Origin of the sequence: Ruania halotolerans, assembly GCF_021049285.1 — a bacterium.
Classification (GTDB): Bacteria; Actinomycetota; Actinomycetes; order Actinomycetales; family Beutenbergiaceae; genus Ruania; species Ruania halotolerans.
The window spans coordinates 3,507,472-3,529,222 of sequence record NZ_CP088017.1; the positions used below are offsets into that span (position 1 = coordinate 3,507,472).

Genomic DNA, 21,751 nt, shown 5'->3' on the forward strand with positions numbered 1-21,751 from the left:
CTGTGGCGACGAACCGCCACTGACTTGTGTGCTGGTCACTTGGCGTCTCCCTGGTAGTGCACCCAGGCTTTCGAGGTGCGGAACAGCAGGATCGTGATGAGACCGACGGCGATCACCAGGAGCCAGGCCATCGCGGAGGCGTACCCCATGGCGAAGTCACGGAATCCGCGCTGGTAGAGGTACAGCGTGTAGAACAACGTGGACCCGGCCGGACCGCCGGTGCCTCCGGAGATGATGAACGCGGAACCGAACACCTGGAAGGAACCGATCGTCTCCATCAGCAGATTGAAGAAGATCACCGGACTCAGCATCGGCAAAGTGATGTTCCGGAACTGCCGCAAGCGCCCGGCCCCGTCCATCTCCGCTGCCTCGTAGAGCTCACCCGGCACCTGCTTGAGGCCGGCGAGGAAGATCACCATCGGTCCACCGAAGGCCCACACGGCGAGCAGGATGAACATCGGCATCGTCATATCCGGGTTGCCCACCCAGCCACCAAGTTCGACGCCAAAGATCCGAAGGCTGCTATCGACCACACCATCGTCGATGAACATCGCCTTCCAGACGATGGCGATGGAGACCGAGGCCGCCACCAGTGACGGCGCGTAGAAGGCCGACCGATAGAAACCGAGACCTCTGCGCTTGGCGTTCAGCAGCATCGCCACACCGAGCGCGGCAGCCAATTTGATCGGCGTGCCCAGCACCACATAAATGACAGTGACCTTGATCGACTGGAGGAACTGAGGGTCGGAGAGCAGTCGAGCGTAGTTATCCGCACCAATGAACTCCGGTGGCGCGAACAGGTCATAGTCCGTGAAGGACAGGTACAGCGAGGCGATCATCGGTCCCACGGTGAGGGCGAAGAAACCCGCCAACCAGGGCGCCATGAAACCGTAACCGGCGAGCGACTCCCGCAGCCGGGCCCGTCGCAGCGACGGGCGCTCGACCAGAGCATCCGCCGGGGCGTTCGTGGTGGTCACGCGTTTCCTCCTCGGGTACAGGTCCCGCCGCCCGGCATACCAGGCGGCGGGACCACGTGATCGGTCAGATCCAGGCGGATCAGCCGAGGGCGATCTCCGCCTCAGCGAACCACTGGGACGCGAACTCCTCAGGTGTGATGTGCCCGTAACCGAGCTCTTCAGCGAGCCGCAACCACTCGGCCTCGATCGTGCCGAACCCTTCGGGCAGCACAGGCGTAGCAGCGGTGATCTCCGGGGTCCATTCCTCCTCGTAGGCGAGCACCTGCGCGTCGGCTCCCTCCGCCTCGAGCTGCGAACGTGCCGATTCGGTGGCCGGCACCCCGCGTGAAGTACCGAAGATGGATCCGACCTCGGCATCGTTGGTGATGAAGCTGATGAACGCCGCCGCGGCCTCCGGGTGCTCAGTGTTCGCCCCGGCGGAGAGCAACATGGACGGCTTGAAGAACATGTTCCGTTCGCCACCCTCGGGCACCGGCAGCGGTAGCATCTCCAACGAATCCGCACCGGAATCAGCCAGGTAGCCCGCGAGGAAGTTGTCCCAGGAGAACTCGGACGCCACCTCGTTGACCGTGAACCCGCCGAGTGGGGCGAGCTGGACGGTGCGTTCAGCCGGGAACAGCGCATCGGCATCACGCAGCGGCTGGGCGACATTCAGCCACTCGATCACGTCCTGTTCGGTGAAGGCGATGTCCCCCTCGGCGGTGAACACCTCGTGCCCGTTCTGCACCAGGTACTGCACGAATAGCCACAAGACGCCGGTGAAATCGCCTGTGCCGTACAGCCTCGGATCCTCGTCAGCGCCGGCTGCAGCCGCCTCGGCGGCCCAGGCAACGTACTCCTCCCAGGTCTGGTCCGCCGTCGGCGGCTCGATCCCGAGGTCATCGACGATCGCCGGGTTGTAGAACAGCGCCAGCGTATTGGTGCTCTGGGGGATCCCGTACTGTGCACCGTCGATCTGGCCCGAGGCGAGCAAGGCGTCCGAGAGCCCGCTCGTGTCGAGCTCTCCGCCGGCATAGGGTGCCAGGTCGACGAGCTGGCCGCGGGTGCCGAACTCGCTCAGGTAAGACAGGTCCATCTGAAAGACGTCCGGCAGCGCGTTACCGGCGGCCTCGGTGGCGCGCGCGGTCCAGTAGTCCGGCCAGGCCTGGAACTGGGACTGGATGTCGATGTTGGGGTACTCAGCTTCGAACAGCTCGATCGCCTGCTCGTAGCGGTCGGCACGGTCGTCGTTGCCCCACCAGACCACCGTGAGGCTGATCTCCTCGTCCGGGTCGACGGTGCCTCCGCTACCGGGCTCACCACCGCCAGCGTCGTCACCACCGCCGGAACAGGCGGCGAGAACGAGTGCACCTGCCGCGGACATGGCGGCAATCGGAGCCAACCGCTTCGTGGCCCTCTTCCTTGCTGAGTTCATTCCGGAGCCTCTCTGCTCGAGGGTCGGGTGCCAGTGCGACTGCTGCACGAGGTTCCGACACATCCTGTGAATCGTTACAAACTATCGCATCGGCAAGGACGGAGCGCAACCCAGCAGGAAAGCGCAGTCCGCCAGTAATCATCACGATCTGGTCACGATAGTGATCGATCACTACTGGGATGTATCGCAGCTGCTACCAGGGCCCGTCATCGCCGGCATCGCGCTGAGCACGCAGACGACTGCGCCGGGACCTGGATGGTCCCGGCGCAGTGGTACTGAAACGCACGCAGGCTAGATCAGCCCCACGATCACTCAGAGGCGGGCATCAGCACGCCGTCGATGATGTACACGGTGGCGTTGGCGGTCTGAACGTTGCCGCAGACCACAGCGGCGCCGTCGGAACCAACGGTGAAGTCCTCACCGGACCCCTCGACGGTCAATTCGGCCCCGTTCAGGGTCTCGAACGTCCCAGCCAGGTCTTCCGGTGCCAGCGTCTGCGGGACCACGTGGTAGGTGAGCACGTCAGTCAGCAGACCGGACGGGTCGGCCTGCACGGCCTCGACCGTCTCCGCCGGCAGTGCCTCGAAGGCCGAATTCGCCGGTGCGAAGACGGTGATGCCCTCGGCACCGTTGAGGGTGTCGCCGAGTTCTGCCAGGCCGACGAGCTCGACGAGTGTGGACAACTCAGGGTTGTTGCTTGCCGCGGTAGCGACCGGGTCCTGAGCCATACCGTCGAAGCTCCCTGCCCCCGACTCGGGGATATCGGCGCAGGCGGGCCCGAACTGGGCACCCATCTCCCCGCCCATGTCGTCCTCTTCAGCCATGTCGTCCTCCTCGGCCATCTCCTCGGAGGTGGTCTCCTCAGGAGCGTCCGGGGCGTCGGTGCCCTCGTCGGATTCGCCACCGGAACACGCGGCCAGAGTCAGGGCCGCCGCGAGCGTCAGGGCCGGGGCAAAGGTGCGGATCTTCATGGTCATTCTCCTTGTGTCGAGTCGACTGGAGAATCCAGTCAGCTTCTGGGTCTGTCGGGAGGGGTTCGGAGTACGGGCTCCATCGGATGGGTCCGGAGAGGACTCAATCTCGCGAGCACCCATCGGCCGCAGCTAGTTCTCGACCATGAACGCGATCGAATGCCAGCCGCGCGCGCCGTCAGGCACCGGGTCGGTGCGCTCCTGCGGCTGCGTCGATCCCGTGCCATCCGTCGCTCGCACCTGAACGTCGTGCCGGCCGGCCCCCGTGCTCTCCCAGTCGAGACGCCAGTGGCGCCACAGGTCGACTCCACCGTCGGCGGCCAGCTCGGCCTCCTGCCAGTCCCCGTCGTCGATGCGCACCTCGACCTTCTCGATACCGCGATGCTGGGCCCACGCGACGCCCGCCATCGTGATCGAGCCGGCCGGCACACGCTCCAGCGATCCCGGCACGTCGATTCGCGTCTGCGTGAGCACTGGCGCATCCGTCGCCCAGTCGCGTTCGGTCCAATAGGCCACATCCGCCGCATAGGTGGACAGCCGCATGTCGGTGATCCATTTGGCCGCCGAGACGAATCCGAACAGTCCCGGCACGATCAGCCGGGCGGGGAAGCCCCGCTCAATGGGGAGCTGCTCGCCGTTGAGACCAACGACCAGCATCGCGTCCCGTCCGTCGGTGGCGGCATCCAGCGGGATACTCATCGTCAGTCCGTCGGCGCTCTCCGTGAAGATCTGGTTCGCCTCAGGCTGCACACCGACCTGCTCGAACAGGTCCAGCAGCGGTACACCGAGCCACCTACCGGTGCTCACATAGGGGCCGCCAACCGGATTGGAGACGCAGGTCAGGGTGATCCAGCGCTCGGTCAGCGGCATATCGAGGATGTCCTCATATCGCAGCGTGACCGGATTGTCGACGAGTCCGCCGATCGGCAACGACCACGAGTCCACGTCAATACGGGGCGTGCTCAGTGCGATGTCGACGCGGTAGAAGTCCGCAGACGCCGTGCGAAACGGCGTGATCCCGGGGACCTCGAGTTGTACCCCGTCAGGTAGCGGGTCGGCCGGATCGGCGGCATCGGGCAGCGTCCGATCGCGTCCGATCGCCTCATCCCCGCTGCGCAGCTGGGCGAGAACCCTACCCCCGCCCACTCCGACGGCCGCCAGCGCCGCCGGCCCACCGATCAGCACCCCCCGCCTGCTCGGGACGAACCGGCCGCTGCGAACCTGTGGGCTGTCCAGAGGAGAGACGGCAGATGGGACGCGGGCCTGCTCCGGCGCGACCTCCGGGTCCGGGTAGGAGCTGCGCAGTCCGGCCACCACCCAGAGCAAGCCCGCGGTGGCGACAGCGCCGGCGGCGACGGCGGGAAGGACAGCAATCGGCTCCGGTGAGCGGGAGAGCGCGGCCGCCGCGGCGACCGCGGCGAGCGCGACCATCCCGGCCACGCCGACCCATCGTCGGCGGAACGACTGCAGGCCGAGCACGACCGTCGCTACCACCAGCACGAGGCCCACCCCGGCCAGCAGCACCGGTTTGTCCGCATTGCCGAAGGTCCGGACCGCGAACTCCTTGACCGGAGTCGGCGCGGCATCGATGGCAACACTGCCCACCGCCAGCAGCGGCGAGGCAGCCGGCACGGTCAGCGCGGCGACGGTGTGCGCAACCCCGATCCCGGCAGCGGCGCAGACCACCCCGGTGAGCCCGCGGAGCCAGCGCGGTGGTGTGCAGGAACGGGCGGCACGGCGTCCATGAGATCCAGGCATGCCCATAGTTCGCAGCCATGGACGGATCGGATGGGCCGGGCTACCTGCGGCGAGTCATTTCTCAGTCCCAGCGCACCGCGGGTTCGTCGGCACCGAAATCGACCACCGGTCCGCCCAGGGATGGGCCGAGCCAGATCTCGCAACGCCCGTCCTGGCCGTCCTTCGTGCAATCGGCCTCGGTGTCCACACTGCCGATGTACTCACCGGTCACGATCATCGGATCCGAGTAGTCCGTCGTCGCGTCGAGGGAGTCTAGCGTCGCTTGCGCTGAGGCTGTCAGTTCACGCGTGACAGTGCCGTCGACGAGTTCTGCGCCATCGTCCAAGGTCTCCGGCAAGTCCAGACCGCATCCCGCGTCAAGATCGGTCGAGGCGATGCACTCCTCGACGTCGGCGATGACCAGATCCCGGAAAGTCGTCAGGCCTGCATCGGTCATCACCACCTCGGGCTCGAACCGTCCCGATTCGTACTGCGCGGTGACAGGGGCCGTCAGCTCTCCCTCAAGTGCGAACATCTCGTGCTCGAGGGTGACCTCGTAGACGCCGGGAAACACCTCGACGTCGGCAGCCGTGACCGGCACGCCGTTGACCGCGGCCCCCACCGCCACCAGCTGCTCGCCCGCGTAGAGGTAGCCGAACGGGGAGGTCACCTCGTAGTCACCTTCGTCTTCGGCGTCCACTGGACCGGTCACGCTGAAGACCGTGCTCACCTCGGTGTCGCCGAGCAGGTAGGTCGCGGGCACGTCCCAGTACCCGTATCCGCTCTCACCGTCGACCGCAGGCACGTCGATCGCTGTGATCGGGGCGATCTCGTTCGACACGGCAAGGACCTCATCGGTCATCAACTCCGTCGGTGACGGTGATGAGACGAAGGACAACGCCGTCTCGGCGTCACCGTCTGCGAGCGCCTGCAGGTAACCGGCGACGGGTGCGGTGATCGCCTCGTCCCGCGCCTGAGCCGCGGCAGCCGCCTCCTCCTCGGCGTTGCGTGCGTTCGTGGTGACGAAGACAACACCCAGCACGACGATCAGCACGAGCGCGAGCAGCCCTCCCCCGAGACCGAGCAGGAGCTTGCGAGAGGACGTCTTCGGTGGCTGAGGCGGGCCACCGGCGTGCGGATAGGTGCCGTGCTGGGACCATCCCGGCCCGGCTGGGGGTGCTCCCTGCTGACCGGGATGACCGTACTGACCCGGCTGGCTCTGCCAGGCCGGCTGACCCTCCGGGGGACGCTGCCATGGCGGCGGCTCGGGCGTCGGTCCTGGCTCGCCTGGCGCACGCCCGTCGCCCTGTGGATATGTCACTGATCTGGCCCCTCTGCTCCCGCTGCGATTCTTGCGAACAGCATCGTAGCGGCCAGTCGATCAACCGAAGGCACTCCCGACGGCGGCCCAGGCCTGATATTCCGACAGGTCCGGTTCGTAGTGGCGCAACTCGAGTCCGCGAGCTCCCACCCGTCGTAGTGCGGAGAGGTCGCCACCGAGCACACGGGCCGCCCGTGCCTGCACCAGCACGTTCCCCAGGGCCGTCCCCTCCTCGGGCCCGGCAATCACCGGCAGACCGATGGCGTCCGCCGCCGCCTGGCACAGCAACGCGTTCCTGGACCCTCCGCCGACGATATGAACCACCCGCACCGGTTTTCCCGACAGCGACGTGGCGTCGGCGATCGCGCGGCGGTAGGCCACCGCGAGCGAGTCGATCACACACCGGGCCACCTCGCCTGGAGTCACCGGCTCCGGCTGCCCCGTGCTGCGCGCATGGGCGGCGAGCCGGGCCGGCATATCACCTGGTGGGAGGAAGTCCGGGTGATCCACATTGAGCACGGTACGCCGCGCCGGCACGTGGGCAGCGCCGGTGAGTAACTGCTCGATGCCGATCTGCTGCCCGCGTTCGGCCCAGACCCGCTGGGACTCCGAGAGCACCCACAGGCCCATCACATTGCGCAGGTACCGGACGGTGCCGTCCACACCGAGCTCGTTGGTGAAGTTCGCCGCGCGCGATTCCTCGGTCAGCACGGGAGCGTCCAGCTCCACCCCCACCAGGGACCACGTGCCCGAGGAGATGTAGGCAAAGTCGCTCCCCTCGGCGGGCACCGACGCGACGGCGGAGGCCGTGTCGTGCGAGCCGACGGCGTAGACGGGCACCGCTCCCAATCCGGTGCGCTCCCGTATCTCAGCGGTGAGCACCCCGATCTGCGTTCCTGGTTCGACGACGGGCGGGAACAGATCGGCCGGGATACCCAACCGGTCCATCAGCACCTGTGACCAGGCCCGGCTGCGCTGGTCGAGCAGTGCCGTACTGGAGGCGTTGGTGAGTTCACTGACCCGTTGCCCGGTGAGCCAGTAGGCGAGCAGATCCGGCAGCAGCAGCGCCTGGTCGGCCCGGTCCCACAGCTGGCCACGCCGTTCGGCGGCGAGCTGGTAGATCGTGTTGAACGGCAGGTGCTGCATACCGGACACCCCGTACAGCTCATCGGGAGGGACGGCAGCGTGCACCTGCTCGATCACCTGCTCAGTGCGCGAATCCCGGTACGCCACCGGTTCGGCGAGCAGCTGACCTGCCGCATCCAGCAGGCCGTAGTCCACGGCCCACGTGTCGATCCCGATGCCGAGCAGCGGTCCGGCTTCGCCGGCGGTCTGCAGACCCTGAAGCACCTGCTCGAACAGCGAGCTGAGATCCCAGCGCAACGTTCCGCCGTCATCGGCTTCGGCGGCATTGGCGAACCGGACCACCTCACGCAACCGGACGCCGTCGGCGCCGGAGGGGTCCACCTCAGCGCGGATCACCCGCCCCGAGGTGGCCCCCAGATCGACGGCCGCAAATGCTGCGACCTGCTCCCCCATCAGCGCAGGAAGGCAGCGGCCACGCCGGAATCCACCGGAACGTGCAGACCGGTGGTCTGGCTCAGGTCACCGCCGGTGAGGGCGAAGACGGCGGCCGCCACGTGTTCGGGGAGCACCTCACGCTTGAGCAGCGTGCGCTGGGCGTAGTACTGGCCCAGTTCCTCTTCCTTGACGCCGTAGACAGCGGCCCGCTTGGCGCCCCACCCGCCGGCGAAGATGCCGGAACCGCGGACCACGCCGTCGGGGTTGATGCCGTTCACGCGCACGCCGTGCTCACCGAGTTCGGCCGCGAGCAGGCGGACCTGGTGGGCCTGATCGGCCTTGGTGGCCGAGTAGGCGATGTTGTTCGGGCCGGCGAAGAGGGAGTTCTTGGAGGCGATGTAGACGATGTCGCCGCCGAGTTTCTGGGCGATCAACGCACGGGCTGCCTCGCGGGCCACCAGGAACGAACCCCGGGCCATCACGTCGTGCTGCAGGTCCCAGTCCTTCGTCGTGGTCTCCAGCAGCGGCTTGGAGATGGACAGGCCGGCGTTGTTCACCACGAGGTCCACGCCTCCGAAGGCGAGTGCAGCGGCGTCGATGAGGGCGCTGACCTGGGCCTCGTCGGTGACGTCACACGCCACGGCCGCAGCGACGTCAGGGCCACCGAGCTCGTCGGCCACCGCCTGGGCCGCTTCCAGGTTGAGGTCGGCAATGACGACGCAGGCGCCCTCAGCAGCCAGTCGCGTGGCGATGGCCTTGCCGATCCCGGACGCCGCACCGGTCACCAGGGCCACCCGGGTGGCGAGCGCCTTGGGCTTGGGCATCCGCTGGAGCTTGGCCTCCTCGAGCGCCCAGTACTCGATCCGGAACTTCTCCGACTCCTCGATGGGCGCGTAGGTGGAGAGGGCTTCCGCGCCGCGCATCACGTTGATGGCGTTCACGTAGAACTCACCGGCCACACGAGCGGTCTGCTTGTTCTTACCGAAGGAGAACATCCCGACGCCGGGAACGAGCACGATCGCCGGGTCCGCACCGCGCATGGCAGGCGAGTGCTCACCGGCGTGCCTGTCGTAGTACGCGGCGTACTCGGCGCGGTAGGTCTCGTGCAACTCCTCGAGCCGGGCCACCACATCCGCCACGGGCGCGTCGGCCGGCAGGTCCACCACCAGCGGCTTGACCTTGGTGCGCAGGAAGTGGTCCGGGCACGAGGTGCCCAGCTCGGCCAGCGGGGCGAGCTTCTCGCTGGCGAGGAAGTCCAAGACGACATCCGCATCGGTGAAGTGGCCGATCTGCGGGGCATCGGTGCTGGCGATGCCGCGGATGGTCGGGGCGAGGGCGGCGGCCTTCGCGCGGCGCTCAGCCTCGGGGAGCGCTTCGTAGCCAGGCCGCACGGCACCGAACGGGTCGGCCTTGCCGTTCTCGGCGATGTAGGTCTCGGCGGTGCGGATGATCTCCAGGGAGTTCGCCTCGGCCTGCTCGGAGGTCTCACCCCAGGCGGTGATGCCGTGGCCGCCGAGGATGCAACCGATCGCCTGGGGGTTCTCTGCCTTGATCGCTGCAATATCCAGCCCGAGCTGGAAACCGGGGCGGCGCCACGGCACCCAGACGACCCGGTCGCCGAAGATGCGGGAGGTGAGCGCTTCGCCGTCGGCGGCGGTGGCGATCGCGATGCCGGAGTCCGGGTGCAGGTGGTCCACATGCGGGGCGTCCACGAGAGCGTGCATGGCGGTGTCGATGCTCGGGGCGGCGCCGCCCTTGCCGTGCAGGCAGTAGTCGAATGCGGCCACCATCTCGTCTTCGCGGTCCACTCCCGGGTAGACATCGATGAGGGAGCGCAGGCGGTCCAGGCGGAGCACGGCCAGGCCGGTCTCCTTCAGGGTGCCGAGGTCACCGCCGGAGCCCTTGACCCAGCACAGTTCGACGGCTTCGCCGGTGACCGGATCGGTGTCGGCGCCCTTGGCGGAGGTGTTGCCGCCGGCGTAGTTGGTATTGCGTGGATCGGCGCCGAGCCGGTTGGAACGGGTGATCAGGTCGGTGACTGCCTGGTTCGTCATGGGTGCCTTCCGGGAGAGGGTCTGGCTTGTCGTCGGCGATGCAGTGGTGGTTCGAGAGGTCAGGCGCCCCAGCCGGCCTGCTGTCCGCCTACGCGCTCGGCAGCGATCGTGTCCTGATAGCCGGAGGCGATGAACGCGGCGATGGGATCCTCGGCGAGGCCCTTCGCGGCGCGGACCTCGGCGAGCAGGGGGCGCACGTCGGTGTTGTACGCATCCATCAGCAGCGCATTCGCACCGAGCACATCACCGGCGAACTGCGCCGCACGCAGCGCCTCGCGGTCCACGAGCAGCGCCTTCGCAGTGGCCTCCTGCACGTTCATCACCGAACGGATCTGGCCCTGAATCTTCGGCTCGATGTTGTGGCACTGGTCGAGCATGAAGTTCACGCCGGAATCGGGGCGGAGCGCATCGGCTGAGACGATCTCGTTCATGATGCGGAACAACTGGAACGGGTCTGCCGCGCCCACGATGAGGTCGTCGTCGGCGTAGAAGCGGGAGTTGAAATCGAAGGCGCCGAGCTTCCCGAGCCGCAGCAGCTGGGCCACGATGAACTCGATATTCGTGCCGGGGGCGTGGTGGCCGGTGTCGAGCACCACACTCGCCTGGTCACCGAGGGCGAGGCAGTGCACCAGCGACGTGCCCCAGTCAGGGATGTCCATCGTGTAGAAGTACGGCTCGAAGAACTTGTACTCCAGGATCAGCCGGTGATTCGGGTCGAGCTCGGCGTAGATCTGCTGCAGTGAGTCGGCGAGGCGGTCCTGGCGGCCGCGGATATCGTCCTGGCCCGGGTAATTCGTGCCGTCCGGGAGCCAGAGCTTGAGATCGGTGGATCCAGTGGCCCGCATCACGTCGATGCACTGCTTGTGATGGTCGATGGCCTTCGCGCGGATCGCCGCATCCGGGTGAGTGAGAGAACCGAGCTTGTAGTCCTCATCCTGGAAGAGGTTGGAGTTGATCGCACCGATCTGCACGCCGAGGTCACCTGCATGGGCGGCCAGCGTGGAGATGTCGTCCACGAGGTCCCACGGGATGTGCAGGGAGACCCTTGGCGCCGCTCCGGTGTAGGCGTGCACCTGGGCGACGTCAGCGATCTTCTCGAATGGATCCCGCGGCACGCCGGGGGTGGAGAACACCTTGAAGCGGGTCCCGGAGTTGCCGAACGCCCAGGAGGGGAGCTCGATGGTCTGGGCAGCGAGGGCGTCGCGCACCTGCGGGGCGTCAGTGGCCGAGGTGGTCATGGGGGTGCACTCCAAGTCCGGTGATGACGACGGCGGTCGCCATTCGATCTGAAACGATTCATCACTCGGGGTCACGATAAGAGATCCGGGCTGGAGCCGTCAAGGCACCCGTGCCCGCTGCGCTCTGACCCGGACGACCACCGGGAGGGCCATGAGCACGCCCGCCCCCGGTATGGGCCAGACTGTTCCCGTGCTCGCCCCCGGCCCGCTGCCCACCTTGCTCGCCTCTGACCGCGCCGCCCCCGCTCGCACGTTGCTCGACGTCTTCACGGACTCACTCAGCGCCCACCCCGAGGAACTCGCCCTCGACAGCGGCGTGGCCCAGCTGACCTATCGCGAGTTCGCCGAGGCCGCCGGTGAACTCGCGGACCGGCTCACCGCCCTGGGCACCCGTCGCGGCGACCGGATCGGCCTGCGAGTGAGCTCTGGGACCACCGAACTGTACGTGGCCGTCCTCGGCATCCTGATGGCTGGCGCTGCCTACGTCCCCGTCGACGCTGACGATCCACCCGAACGCGCCCGCACCGTCTTCACCGAGGCAGCTGTCGTGGCAGTCGTGGGGAACGGTCTGGAGATCACCGCGGCCGCTGCGGCCGGTGGCGCGCAGGCTTTCGCCAATCGCGACCGCGCCGCCGCGACCGCCCCGGAGCGCGCACCCCGGCCCGGCGATGACGCCTGGATCATCTTCACCTCCGGCTCCACCGGGACTCCGAAGGGGGTCGCCGTCACGCATCGCAGCGCCGCGGCCTTCGTGGACGCAGAGTCGCACCTGTTCCTCACCTCCGATCCGATCGGCCCTGGCGACCGGGTGATGGCTGGGCTCTCCGTCGGCTTCGATGCGAGCTGCGAGGAGATGTGGCTCGCGTGGGCACACGCTGCCTGCCTCGTGCCCGCACCTCGCTCCTTGGTGCGTTCGGGAGTCGACGTCGGCCCCTGGCTCACCGCCAACGACATCACCATCGTCTCCACAGTGCCGACCCTGGTGGCCCTCTGGCCAGCCTCGTCCCTGGACCGGGTCCGTCTGCTGATCCTCGGCGGCGAGGCGGCTCCCGCCGAACTCGCCGCCCGGCTACAACGCCCTGGACGTGAGGTCTGGAACACCTACGGTCCCACCGAGGCGACCGTGGTCGCTTGCGCAGCGCCGATGGACGGCACCCAGCCCGTACGGATCGGGCTACCACTGGCAGGCTGGGACCTCGCCGTCGTCGATGGTGGTGGCGCCCCGGTGGCTGAAGGCGAGACGGGTGAGCTGATCATCGGTGGCGTCGGGCTGGCCCGGTACCTCGATCCGGACCAGGACGCTGAGAAGTACGCTCCGATGCCGAGCCTTGGCTGGGCTCGCGCGTATCGTTCGGGAGACATGGTCCGCAATGACGCTGCCGGCCTCGTATTCGCCGGCCGCGCCGATGATCAGATCAAACTCGGCGGCCGTCGGATCGAACTCGGGGAGATCGACGGTCAGCTCCTTCGCCTCCCAGGCGTGGTCAGTGCGGCAGCCGCCGTGCGCGGCACAGCGGCAGGCAACCAGGTGCTGGTCGGTTACCTCACGGTGGACCAGAGCTTCGAGCACGGCGCCGCCGTGGAGCTCCTCCGGGATCGCATGCCTGCCGCACTCGTGCCACGCCTCGCCGTGGTGGAGGAGATGCCCACCCGCACGTCCGGCAAAGTGGATCGGGACGCGCTGCCGTGGCCACTGCCCAGCAGTTTCACCACGTCCGGCACAACCGAGCCCACTCAGCGGTCCGCGACCCAGGAATGGCTCGCGGGCATCTGGCACGACGTGCTCGCCGCCGACCCGGTGGACCTACGGGCGGACTTCTTCGAGCTCGGCGGCGGCTCGCTCACTGCGGCACAGACCGTGGGAAGGATCCGGGAGCGCTACCCCGAGGTCGCCGTCGCGGATATCTACGCGAACCCGACCATCGGCGCGCTCTCTGCGTACCTGGAGGGCCTGCGCACCACCACCGCGCGCACGAACACCGCGGTCTCGCCCATTCGCACGAAGACGAAGGCGGGTCAGCTCCTCGCCTTCTACCCGCTGCGCGGGCTGACCTCGATGCGATGGCTTTCCTGGCTGCTCCTGGTGAGTCTGCTGGTGCATCCGGCCATCGACTGGCTGCCCGCACCGCCCGTGTGGCTGGTGGCCCTCACCACCGCGGCATTCGTGATCCCGCAGGGCAGGATGCTGGTCGCGGCCGGGTTGATCCGGCTCGTGTTGCGCGGCGTCCGGCCCGGCACCTACCCGCGCGGCGGGAAAGTGCACCTGCGGTACTGGCTGGCCGGCCGCATCCAGGATGATCTCGCCGCAGCCAGCCTCGCCGGTGCCGCGTCGATCACCTGGTACGCCCGGCTGCTGGGCGCCCGGATCGGGCCGAACGTGGACCTGCACGCGCTGCCACCGGTCACCGGGTTCCTCGATATCGGCGCTCGCGCCAGCGTGGAGCAGGAGGTGGACCTGACCGGAGCATGGATCGACGGCGATCGCGTGCACCTGGGCCGGATCACGATCAGCTCCCGGGCACGGATCGGCGCTCGCAGCACTCTCGGCCCCGGCGCCACGGTCGGCCAGCGTGCGGAGGTCGCACCGGGTTCATTCGTCGCCGGCCGGGTACGGGCCGAGCGCTTCGTCTCCGGATCCCCGGCCGAAGACACCGGCCAGGCACGCGGCCCATGGTCCAAGCGAGAGCCGTCGGGTCGGCGCGCCTGGGTGGCCGGGTACGCCGTCACCGGGGTTCTGCTCTCCGCCCTGCCGTGGCTGGCAGCCACGATCGGAGGGCTGGTGCTATGGCCCGCGTTGCGCGATTCCGCCAGCCTGAGGCAGGCATGGGCGACGGCGTGGCCGTTGCTGCCGCTCGCGGCGTTCGCCGGATACGCCGCCCTGATCGGCCTGGTCCTGGTGACCGTGCGTCTGCTCTCCCTGGCGATCCGCACCGGGCCCGTCCCCGTGCGCTCCGGAGGCGGTCTGGCCGTCTGGGCCACGGTGCGGCTGCTGGATGAGGCGCGGGATTGGTTGTTCCCGCTCTACGCGGGTGCACTCACACCCTGGTGGCTGCGGGCCCTCGGTGCCACCGTGGGCCGAGGTGTCGAAGCATCCACTGTGGTCCTGATCCCCAAGCTCACCCAGATCGGTAGTCAGTCCTTCCTCGCCGACGACACACTCGTGGGTGGCTACGAACTCACCGGAGGCTGGCTGCGCGCGGAACGCGTGAAGGTCGGCAAACGAGCCTTCCTCGGAAACTCCGGGATGGCCGCGCCCGGGCGGAAGATCCCCAAGGCCTCCCTGGTCGCCGTGCTCTCGGCGGCGCCGAAGCGTGGCGCCGCCCGAGCGGGGTCCTCCTGGATCGGGAGCCCGCCCACCCAGTTGCGCCGCGTGGCCGGTAGCGCCGACGAGTCACGCACGTACCAACCGACCATCCGCTTGCGCGTGCTGCGCGGACTCGTGGAAACCTGCCGCGTGATTCCGCTGTTCCTCTCCGTGTGCCTCATGGTGGGAGTAGGTCTGAGCCTGCTGATCCTGCTCGGCACGGGCCCGGTCGACCAGGGGTGGTCCTGGGGGCGCTTCATCACCGCGGGATTGGTCGGTCCCGTGATCCTGCTTGCTGCCGCTCTGCTGGCTGCGGGAATCACCGTGGCCGCGAAGTGGCTGCTTGTCGGAGCCCACAAGGTGGGCGAGCACCCGCTCTGGAGCGGGGCCGTGTGGCGCGGAGAGCTGGCCGATGCATTCACCGAGGTGCTCGCCGCGCGCTGGTTCTGTTCCCTCGCGCAAGGCACGGTCGCGTTGAATATGTGGTTCCGCGCGCTCGGCGCGAAGATCGGTGACGGCGTGTGGTGCGATACCTACTGGCTACCCGAACCTGATCTCGTCGAACTTGGCGCAGGATCGTGCGTCAATGCCGGGTGCGTGGTGCAGACGCACCTATTCCACGACCGCGTGCTTGCGATGGACCGGGTGATCATCGGCCCCGGCGCCACGCTCGGGCCGAACAGTGTGATCCTGCCAGCTGCCCACCTCGATCGTGAGGCGACCGTCGGGCCAGCCTCCCTCGTGATGCGCGGCGAATCCGTGCCGAGCCGCACCCGCTGGCTCGGCAACCCGATCGGCCCCTGGGAGGAGTGACAGTGACCCGCCCGGACGCGCTGACCACCGCAGACTCGACCGATCCGTACATGCCCGGACACGGCGATCTGAGCTACGCCGTCGACCACTACGACCTGGACCTCGTCTATCAGCCCCGTAGCAACTTGCTTGACGGCGTGGCCGAGGTACGGCTGCGCACGCGCGCTGAGACCACCACGCTGCGGTTCGATCTCCACCACCTCCGGGTGACGACGGTCTCCGTGGCCGGGGCCCCGCTGCGCAAGTACACACGTAACCAGAGGCACCTGGACCTCACCCTGAACAGCGCCGTCCCCGCTGGCACGGGCCTCACCGTCCGGATCGAGTACGGCGGCAACCCACGGCCGGTGCGCTCGGCCTCCCTGGGTGAGGCCGGGTGGGAGGAGCTGACGGACGGGGTGATCGTGGCCTCCCAACCACACGGTGCGCCGTCGTGGTTTCCGTGCAACGACCAAGCCCGGGACAAGGCGCGCTACGACGTGCGGCTGACCGTACCTGCCGAGTACACCGCAGCCTTCAGCGGTCAGACGCACGCGGTGAAACGGCGAGGATCGCGGTGCACCTGGACGTTCCAACAGCGCCACCCGATGGCGCCGTACCTCGCCAGCCTGCAGATTGGCAAGTACCGCGAGCAGGTCGTGGACGGAGCTGGCGTGCCGATCCGCGTGCTGCGCGCCGAACGCCTCCCAGAGGCCGCATTCGTGGCATCCTTCGGCCGCCAGCGCGAGATGCTCCGCTGCTTCGAAGAGGCGTTCGGGCCATACCCGTTCGATTCCTACACCTGCGTGATCACCGATGACGCACTGGAAATCCCCCTCGAGTCGCAAGCACTCTCGACCTTCGGGCGTAACCACTGTTCGGCGGACTTGGGCGCGGTTCGCCTCATCGCACACGAGTTGTCACATCAGTGGTTCGGCAACGCGGTCACCGCCGCTGCGTGGCGGGACATCTGGCTGCACGAGGGATTTGCCTGCTTCAGCGAATGGGTGTGGTCGGAGCATTCCGGTGGGCCCAGCATCGCCGACCAGGCGCGCGCCTCCCATGACCGGTTGAGCAGGCTGCCGCAGGACCTCACCCTCGGGGATCCGGGTGCCGCAGACATGTTCGACGACCGCGTGTACAAGCGCGGGGCGCTGACCCTGGCCGCGCTCCGGGACCTGATCGGTGTGCACGCGTTCACCCTCCTGATGCACCGCTGGGTGGCGCAGAACTGCGGCGGAGTTGTCAGCACGGAGGACTTCATCGCGCTCGCCGAGGAGGTGGGTGGGCAGTCGCTGGGTACGTTCTTCGACGGGTGGCTCTACCGGCGCGACCTACCGGCGTGGAGCTGAGCCGCCCACAGGTCAGCGCCCTACCCCACGCACACGCGGGCGGTGAATCCGGACGGTGCCGGGATCTCCTGGACGCGGAAATCTGCCGCCCGGATCGTTGGCATCGGCACACTCAGCCCGGTTCCGAGCATCTTCAGAATCGCCTCCTTGGCCACCCAGAGGCCGAGGAGTTCCCGGCTGGACTCGTCCGGGTGCCGGACGAGCGAAGAGTCCACTGAGATCGACGCGATCTGCTCCACGTCCGCGCCGATCCCGATCGCTGCCCCATCGAGATCTGCGACGGTGAGCAGGTGCGGCCCGGCACGAGCGGCCGATACCGGGATGGCCAGGGATCCCACTCGTGCCCACGGGCGGCCGTGATCCGACCCGCCGCACGCCGGGCACAGGTGGCCGACCCTGAGGTCGGCCACAGCAGGCATAGCCAACGCGGTCCCGAGGTGCTCGCGCAGCGCCTGAGCGGTGCTCGACTCGGCACAGTGCCAGCGCACACTGACCGGCACATAGGTGGGCATCGCCGTCATTGTGGCAGGCGCTTCCGCCACGGGTCGGCAGTGAAACGATAAACTCCCCGGATGGGTGCAAGCCCAGTGAAGAAGGGGAGAGACATGGCTAAGCGCGGCGCGGCGAAACGTCCAAGCGTCACCGATGTTGCCAAACAGGCGGGTGTCTCAGTCGGCACTGTCTCCAATGTGCTGAACCGGCCGGACTCGGTGGCACCGGCCACCCGCGCAAAGGTCGAGCAGGCGATCAGCACACTGCGCTTCGTCCGCAACGCGTCCGCCCGCCAGCTCCGCAGCGGTGAGATCAGCACGGTCGGTGCGGTGGTCTTGGACATCGCCAACCCGTTCTTCACTGAGATGGCCCGCGGAATCGAGGACCGGCTCGCCCAGGACGATCACACGCTGATGCTGTGCAGTTCGGACGAGAATCCCAGCCGTGAGGCGCGATTCCTCCGGCTGTTCGAGGAGCACGGGGTCCGGGGCGTCATCGCGACCCCCTCGAACGGCAGCCTGGACGGCCTGCTGGCGCTGCGCGAACGCGGTATCGAGGTAGTCCTGCTCGACCACACCTCGCCCGACCCGGATGTCGGTTCGGTGGCCGTGGACGACGTCGGTGGGGCGGGCCTGGCGATCGAACACCTGCTGAGCCTGGGCCACACCCGCTTCGCATTCCTGAACGGCCCGCTCACCCTGCGCCAGTGCGTGGACCGGCGCGAGGGTGTCATCGCCACGCTCACCGCACACGGGTTGGATCCCGCCGAAGCGCTCACCGAGATCAACCTGGATGCACTGAACGCGACCACTGCCGACGCGGCCGTGCGCCGCTTGCTCGCCGAGGACGGACCTCGCCCGACGGCGATGTTCTGCGCGAACGACTTCACTGCCCTCGGCGCCCTGCGCGCACTCCGCGATAGCGGCGTCTCGATCCCCGAGGAGATGGCCGTGGTGGGCTACGACGACGTCATCTTCGCCTCCATGCTGACCACGCCACTGACGTCGGTGCGCCAGCCCATGCACACACTGGGGTGGACCGCCGCGGACATGCTGCTCACCGAATCGGGTACCGACGCGGCACGACAGGTGGAGTTCGAGCCCGAACTGGTCGTGCGCGCCTCCAGCACGTCCGGTCAGTGAACGCTTCCGCGGAAGCGCCGCCGTCCTCATCGATCTGGATGTCACACCCCCGTCCTACGGTGATTTCAGGCATCGACGAAGGGGTGGAACATGACGGCGGAACTGGTGATGGAGCGGCCCGCGAGCGGTCTTCCGGGAGTCGAGGGCACGGCGCGGCCACTGAGGGTCGTCACCGCTGACGACACGACTGATCACACGCCTGATGGTGCGACGCGCTCCGTGCAGGATCTGGCGATCGAACTGGGTTCGCTGGCGGCAGCGATCGCAGCGCAGACGGGCCGTTTTCTGATGGTGCTGGCCGAGTTCGATGCCCGGGACGGTTGGACGGTGTGGTCGGGGATGACGTCGACGGCACATTGGCTGTCCTGGCAATGCGGCATGGCCCGGGTCACAGCCCGCGAGCATGTCCGGGTCGCCCGGGCGCTGGTCGCACTCCCTGTCACGGCGGCAGAACTCGGGGCAGGCCGGCTCAGCTACTCGAAGGTTCGCGCGATCACGCGGGTGGCTACGCGCGAGACCGAGGCAGACCTGGTCGCGGTGGCGCAGGCGGCCACGGCTGATCAACTGGACCGGTTCTGTGCGGGTGTACGCACCGGCACCTCGGTGGATGAGGTGAGCGACCGGCACGAGCGGCGCCACCTGACCCACCGTTTCGACCCGGACGGGATGATGAGCATGCACGCGCGCTGCTCTCCAGAAGAAGGTGCGGTGATCATCGACCTGCTGCACCGGGTGCAGCGCTACCTGGACCGCTCCGCCGTACCCGAGGATGAGGACGATCATCGCCTCCCGGGAACCGGTCACGGATTGATCGATGCGCTGGTGCTGGTGTGTGAGCAGTTCGAGCTCAGCTCGGACGACTCGGGCGATGGCAGTGGGAGTGAGTCGGCCGATGCAGCGACTTCTCCCTCGCGAGCTTCCCGGCGTGGTGAGGCAGTGCTGCACGTGACTCTCGATGATCTGACCAGGGTCCGGCTGAGCGAGTCACCGCCTGTGCTGCCAGGGCAGCCGGAGACGCTGATCGGGCCACATCTGGAGTGCGGACCGGTGCTGCACCCGCACACGGCACGACGCCTCACCTGCGACACCGGCGTCGTGCTACACATCCACGACACTGCCGGCGACAGGCACGACATCAGCCCCGATGGGACTACTCCTGCGACCGTGGTCACACCCAGCGCCAGGCCCGGTCGAACGATCGATCTGGGCCGGCGCTGGCGCACCCCGAACGCGGCTCTGTGGCGCGCACTGTGGGACCGAGACGGAGGCTGCGTCTTCCCGGCATGCGGCCGGCGCCGCTACGTCCACGGCCACCACCTTGTGCACTGGGCCGACGGCGGACCCACGGATCTGGATAATATGGTCCTGCTCTGTGGAGCCCACCACCGGGCACTCCATGAGGGCGGCTTCGAGATCACACGCCGCCGCGACGGGACCCTCCGCGTCCAAGACCGCGACGGAGAAACAGTTCCCAGAGTTCCCGCAGTGCCACCACCACCCGCTCGTGCTGGACATCAGCACACCTTCCCCGGCACGGAGCCCGCCACGCAGGAACCACCGCCCGGCCACCCGCTACCGCTCGCCGCCACCGATGGCGGTCCCCTGAATCTGGGCTACGCCGTCAACGTCGCACTCACCAACTGGCAGATCCGGGCCAACCGGCGCGAGCAGCGTCGTCACCGGCCCAGCGACGGCGCAGCGGCCTAGCCGGCCACGACCGGCACAGTTGCGCGCACGCCGTGCCTGGGTGTTCGGGTCTGTGGCGTCAAGAGCCCGGGCAGCGCTCCCGCGGGAGCACTCAGGGGCGTCGACCGAACGCGTCGAGCAACCGGACCTGTTCCGAAGCCTCCGGAGGCAGCGAACCGCTCGGCCCGTCACCGTAGACGCCCAGGGCCAGCATCGCGGGCAGGTGGGGTTCCACCAGACGCGCAGTGGCAACGACAAGGTCCGGGTCGAGCGCTTCGTCGAGACCTGCTCCGCGCCGAAGATCCCACGCGTGCACCACGAGGTCGACGAGCCGGAACCGCAGGTAGTCGGAGGCCGTGGCTTCCCCGGCCGGGCCCGGCAGTGGCTGGTCCGGCGAGGCGGTGGCGAAGGCGGCTGTCTGCTCCCGCGCCGAGGTGAGGACCGCAACGAGCGGATCGTCACCGAGCAGGTCACCCTCGATCTGCGCAAGAGCTTCCGCGCGTGAGTGACCGGCCAGCAGGAGCGCCGTCAGGCGGTTCCCGGCCACCACATGCGTGACCAGCTCACGGATGGTCAGCGCCGAGGGCGTGGGATGTGACCACACCTGGGGCGGCAGCTCTCGAACGGCGCGCTCGAACTCGGTTGAAGCGGCCGCCACCAGTTTCACTGCACGCACGCTGTGCCTTTCGGACGGGTCGGACACACCGGGATACCGGTCGCGCCACCGGGGTCAGGCGACCGGCGGGCCAGCCAGCCGGTCCAGCAGTACCGGGCCGACCAGCAGATCCGTCTCCAGCACCACCTGGCACCGCGCCCCGGGAACATCCACCGGACCACGCCGCTGGCCCCGCATGTCCACGATGGTCTGCCCGCGGCCAGGTCCATCCCCCTCGTCCACCACCACGGGCACCCGAGCCGCCCGGGTGGCGGTCACCGTTCCGACGAGTAGGGCCGCCGCGAGCGGATCATGCAATGCACAGGCCCGGTAGCCGTAGATGTCGAGGTAGAAATCGAGGTAGGACTCGAGCGCCTCCCCCACCACTCTGGACACCGCATCCGGTGCCTCGAGCAGGCGCTTGCGTGCCTGCTCGTCAAAGATGTGCTCCATCGTCACGTCCAAGGGCACCATCGTGATATCCCAGCCCGCCTGGAGCACGGCCGCCGCCGCTTCGGGATCGTTGGCGATATTCGCCTCCGCCACCGGTGAGGTGTTGCCAGGCGCGAGCGCCGCACCACCCATCACGACGACGTCCCGCACCAGTGCGGGCAGATTCGGCTCGCGTTCGAGCGCCACGGCGAGGTTGGTCAACGGTCCGACTGCCAGGACGCGCAGTTCACCTGGGTACGCCTTGGCGAGGTCGATCAGCATGTCGGCGGCGTGGCGGGAGTCGGGGCGGGCGACAGCGGGCTCAAGCACCACTCCCCCGATTCCGTTGCTGCCGTGCACGTGTGGAGCGCCACCGCGAAAGGAGCCACGCACAGGATCGATCGCTCCGACGGCGACCGGGATCTCTTCCCTGCCGGCCAGCGCGAGCAGAGCGAGGGTGTTCTCGGCCGCCACGGTGGCAGAGGTGTTTCCGCTCACCGTGCCGATACCGGCGAGATGCACCTCCGGGGAGGCGAGCAGGTAGGCGAGGGCCAGGGCGTCGTCGATTCCGGTGTCACAGTCCAGGTAGATCGGCGCGGCGTCACTCATGCTGGGGTCAGCTCTCCATTCGTGGGACGGGGCTCGCCATTCGAGGCGTCGGGC

Annotated in this window: 15 protein-coding genes; 4 read left to right on the top strand and 11 right to left on the bottom strand. The window is 68.3% G+C overall.

All coding sequences use genetic code 11. From position 1 onward, the window contains the following. Nucleotides 1-35: 35 nt before the first annotated feature. The 8 genes from LQF10_RS15825 to rhaI all read right to left on the bottom strand — a co-directional run bounded on the left by LQF10_RS15825 (nucleotide 36) and on the right by rhaI (nucleotide 11,233). The gene (locus LQF10_RS15825) at nucleotides 36-977 is read right to left on the bottom strand and encodes a carbohydrate ABC transporter permease (RefSeq protein ID WP_435531411.1); all 942 of its coding nucleotides are present in this window, start codon (nucleotides 975-977) and stop codon (nucleotides 36-38) included. Between the two features lie 79 nt (nucleotides 978-1,056). Then, the gene (locus LQF10_RS15830) at nucleotides 1,057-2,340 is read right to left on the bottom strand and encodes an ABC transporter substrate-binding protein (RefSeq protein ID WP_231064774.1); all 1,284 of its coding nucleotides are present in this window, start codon (nucleotides 2,338-2,340) and stop codon (nucleotides 1,057-1,059) included. Between the two features lie 359 nt (nucleotides 2,341-2,699). Next, nucleotides 2,700-3,362 (bottom strand): fasciclin domain-containing protein, encoded by a 663-nt coding sequence (locus tag LQF10_RS15835; protein ID WP_231064775.1) that lies wholly within the window; start codon nucleotides 3,360-3,362, stop codon nucleotides 2,700-2,702. 132 nt (nucleotides 3,363-3,494) lie between these two features. Next, nucleotides 3,495-5,120, bottom strand: a complete 1,626-nt coding sequence (locus LQF10_RS15840; RefSeq protein WP_231064776.1) for a molybdopterin-dependent oxidoreductase — start codon at nucleotides 5,118-5,120, stop codon at nucleotides 3,495-3,497. A gap of 61 nt (nucleotides 5,121-5,181) precedes the next feature. Beyond that, entirely contained in the window at nucleotides 5,182-6,420 is a 1,239-nt protein-coding gene (locus tag LQF10_RS15845; protein ID WP_231064777.1) for a hypothetical protein, read from the bottom strand. Nucleotides 6,421-6,480: 60 nt separating this feature from the next. Then, nucleotides 6,481-7,959: a rhamnulokinase gene (locus LQF10_RS15850; RefSeq protein ID WP_231064778.1), complete on the bottom strand. Its 1,479-nt coding sequence runs from the start codon at nucleotides 7,957-7,959 to the stop codon at nucleotides 6,481-6,483. Next, on the bottom strand, nucleotides 7,959-9,995 hold the full coding sequence (locus tag LQF10_RS15855; RefSeq protein WP_231064779.1) for a bifunctional aldolase/short-chain dehydrogenase: 2,037 nt from the start codon (nucleotides 9,993-9,995) through the stop codon (nucleotides 7,959-7,961). The genes LQF10_RS15850 and LQF10_RS15855 overlap by 1 nt, the downstream gene beginning before the upstream one ends. 59 nt (nucleotides 9,996-10,054) lie before the next feature. Further along, nucleotides 10,055-11,233: an L-rhamnose isomerase gene (gene rhaI, locus LQF10_RS15860; protein WP_231064780.1), complete on the bottom strand. Its 1,179-nt coding sequence runs from the start codon at nucleotides 11,231-11,233 to the stop codon at nucleotides 10,055-10,057. 151 nt (nucleotides 11,234-11,384) lie between these two features. Between rhaI and LQF10_RS15865 the strand changes: the two genes are divergently transcribed. Then, on the top strand, nucleotides 11,385-15,350 hold the full coding sequence (locus LQF10_RS15865) for a Pls/PosA family non-ribosomal peptide synthetase (RefSeq protein WP_231064781.1): 3,966 nt from the start codon (nucleotides 11,385-11,387) through the stop codon (nucleotides 15,348-15,350). A gap of 2 nt (nucleotides 15,351-15,352) precedes the next feature. Further along, nucleotides 15,353-16,681: a M1 family metallopeptidase gene (locus LQF10_RS15870; RefSeq protein WP_231064782.1), complete on the top strand. Its 1,329-nt coding sequence runs from the start codon at nucleotides 15,353-15,355 to the stop codon at nucleotides 16,679-16,681. Between the two features lie 20 nt (nucleotides 16,682-16,701). On the opposite strand, the gene LQF10_RS15875 is transcribed toward LQF10_RS15870, so the two are convergent. Continuing rightward, a complete protein-coding gene (locus LQF10_RS15875) occupies nucleotides 16,702-17,193 on the bottom strand; it encodes a 4'-phosphopantetheinyl transferase superfamily protein (RefSeq protein ID WP_231064783.1) in 492 nt (163 codons plus the stop codon). Between the two features lie 93 nt (nucleotides 17,194-17,286). On the opposite strand from LQF10_RS15875, the gene LQF10_RS15880 reads away from it, so the two are divergent. Together LQF10_RS15880 and LQF10_RS15885 are read left to right on the top strand one after the other, a co-directional pair. Continuing rightward, nucleotides 17,287-18,315: a LacI family DNA-binding transcriptional regulator gene (locus LQF10_RS15880; RefSeq protein ID WP_231064784.1), complete on the top strand. Its 1,029-nt coding sequence runs from the start codon at nucleotides 17,287-17,289 to the stop codon at nucleotides 18,313-18,315. A 90-nt stretch (nucleotides 18,316-18,405) separates the two neighbouring features. Continuing rightward, nucleotides 18,406-20,022 (top strand): HNH endonuclease signature motif containing protein, encoded by a 1,617-nt coding sequence (locus LQF10_RS15885; RefSeq protein WP_231064785.1) that lies wholly within the window; start codon nucleotides 18,406-18,408, stop codon nucleotides 20,020-20,022. A gap of 91 nt (nucleotides 20,023-20,113) precedes the next feature. Here the strand turns inward: LQF10_RS15885 and LQF10_RS15890 are convergent, their stop codons facing one another. Continuing rightward, nucleotides 20,114-20,677, bottom strand: coding sequence for a TIGR03086 family metal-binding protein (locus tag LQF10_RS15890; protein WP_231064786.1), 564 nt, complete (start codon nucleotides 20,675-20,677; stop codon nucleotides 20,114-20,116). Nucleotides 20,678-20,731: 54 nt separating this feature from the next. Next, nucleotides 20,732-21,697 (bottom strand): nucleoside hydrolase, encoded by a 966-nt coding sequence (locus LQF10_RS15895; protein ID WP_231064787.1) that lies wholly within the window; start codon nucleotides 21,695-21,697, stop codon nucleotides 20,732-20,734. Nucleotides 21,698-21,751 lie beyond the last annotated feature (54 nt).

What these genes read in the sequence shown, in the direction of transcription:
- LQF10_RS15875 (WP_231064783.1), bottom strand. Translation starts at nt 17,193, where the DNA reads ATGCCCACCTATGTGCCGGTCAGTGTGCGCTGGCACTGTGCCGAGTCG.
- LQF10_RS15885 (WP_231064785.1), top strand. Translation starts at nt 18,406, where the DNA reads ATGACGGCGGAACTGGTGATGGAGCGGCCCGCGAGCGGTCTTCCGGGA.
- LQF10_RS15840 (WP_231064776.1), bottom strand. Translation starts at nt 5,120, where the DNA reads ATGCCTGGATCTCATGGACGCCGTGCCGCCCGTTCCTGCACACCACCG.
- LQF10_RS15865 (WP_231064781.1), top strand. Translation starts at nt 11,385, where the DNA reads ATGAGCACGCCCGCCCCCGGTATGGGCCAGACTGTTCCCGTGCTCGCC.
- rhaI (WP_231064780.1), bottom strand. Translation starts at nt 11,233, where the DNA reads ATGACCACCTCGGCCACTGACGCCCCGCAGGTGCGCGACGCCCTCGCT.
- LQF10_RS15835 (WP_231064775.1), bottom strand. Translation starts at nt 3,362, where the DNA reads ATGAAGATCCGCACCTTTGCCCCGGCCCTGACGCTCGCGGCGGCCCTG.
- LQF10_RS15850 (WP_231064778.1), bottom strand. Translation starts at nt 7,959, where the DNA reads ATGGGGGAGCAGGTCGCAGCATTTGCGGCCGTCGATCTGGGGGCCACC.
- LQF10_RS15855 (WP_231064779.1), bottom strand. Translation starts at nt 9,995, where the DNA reads ATGACGAACCAGGCAGTCACCGACCTGATCACCCGTTCCAACCGGCTC.
- LQF10_RS15830 (WP_231064774.1), bottom strand. Translation starts at nt 2,340, where the DNA reads ATGTCCGCGGCAGGTGCACTCGTTCTCGCCGCCTGTTCCGGCGGTGGT.
- LQF10_RS15895 (WP_231064787.1), bottom strand. Translation starts at nt 21,697, where the DNA reads ATGAGTGACGCCGCGCCGATCTACCTGGACTGTGACACCGGAATCGAC.
- LQF10_RS15880 (WP_231064784.1), top strand. Translation starts at nt 17,287, where the DNA reads ATGGCTAAGCGCGGCGCGGCGAAACGTCCAAGCGTCACCGATGTTGCC.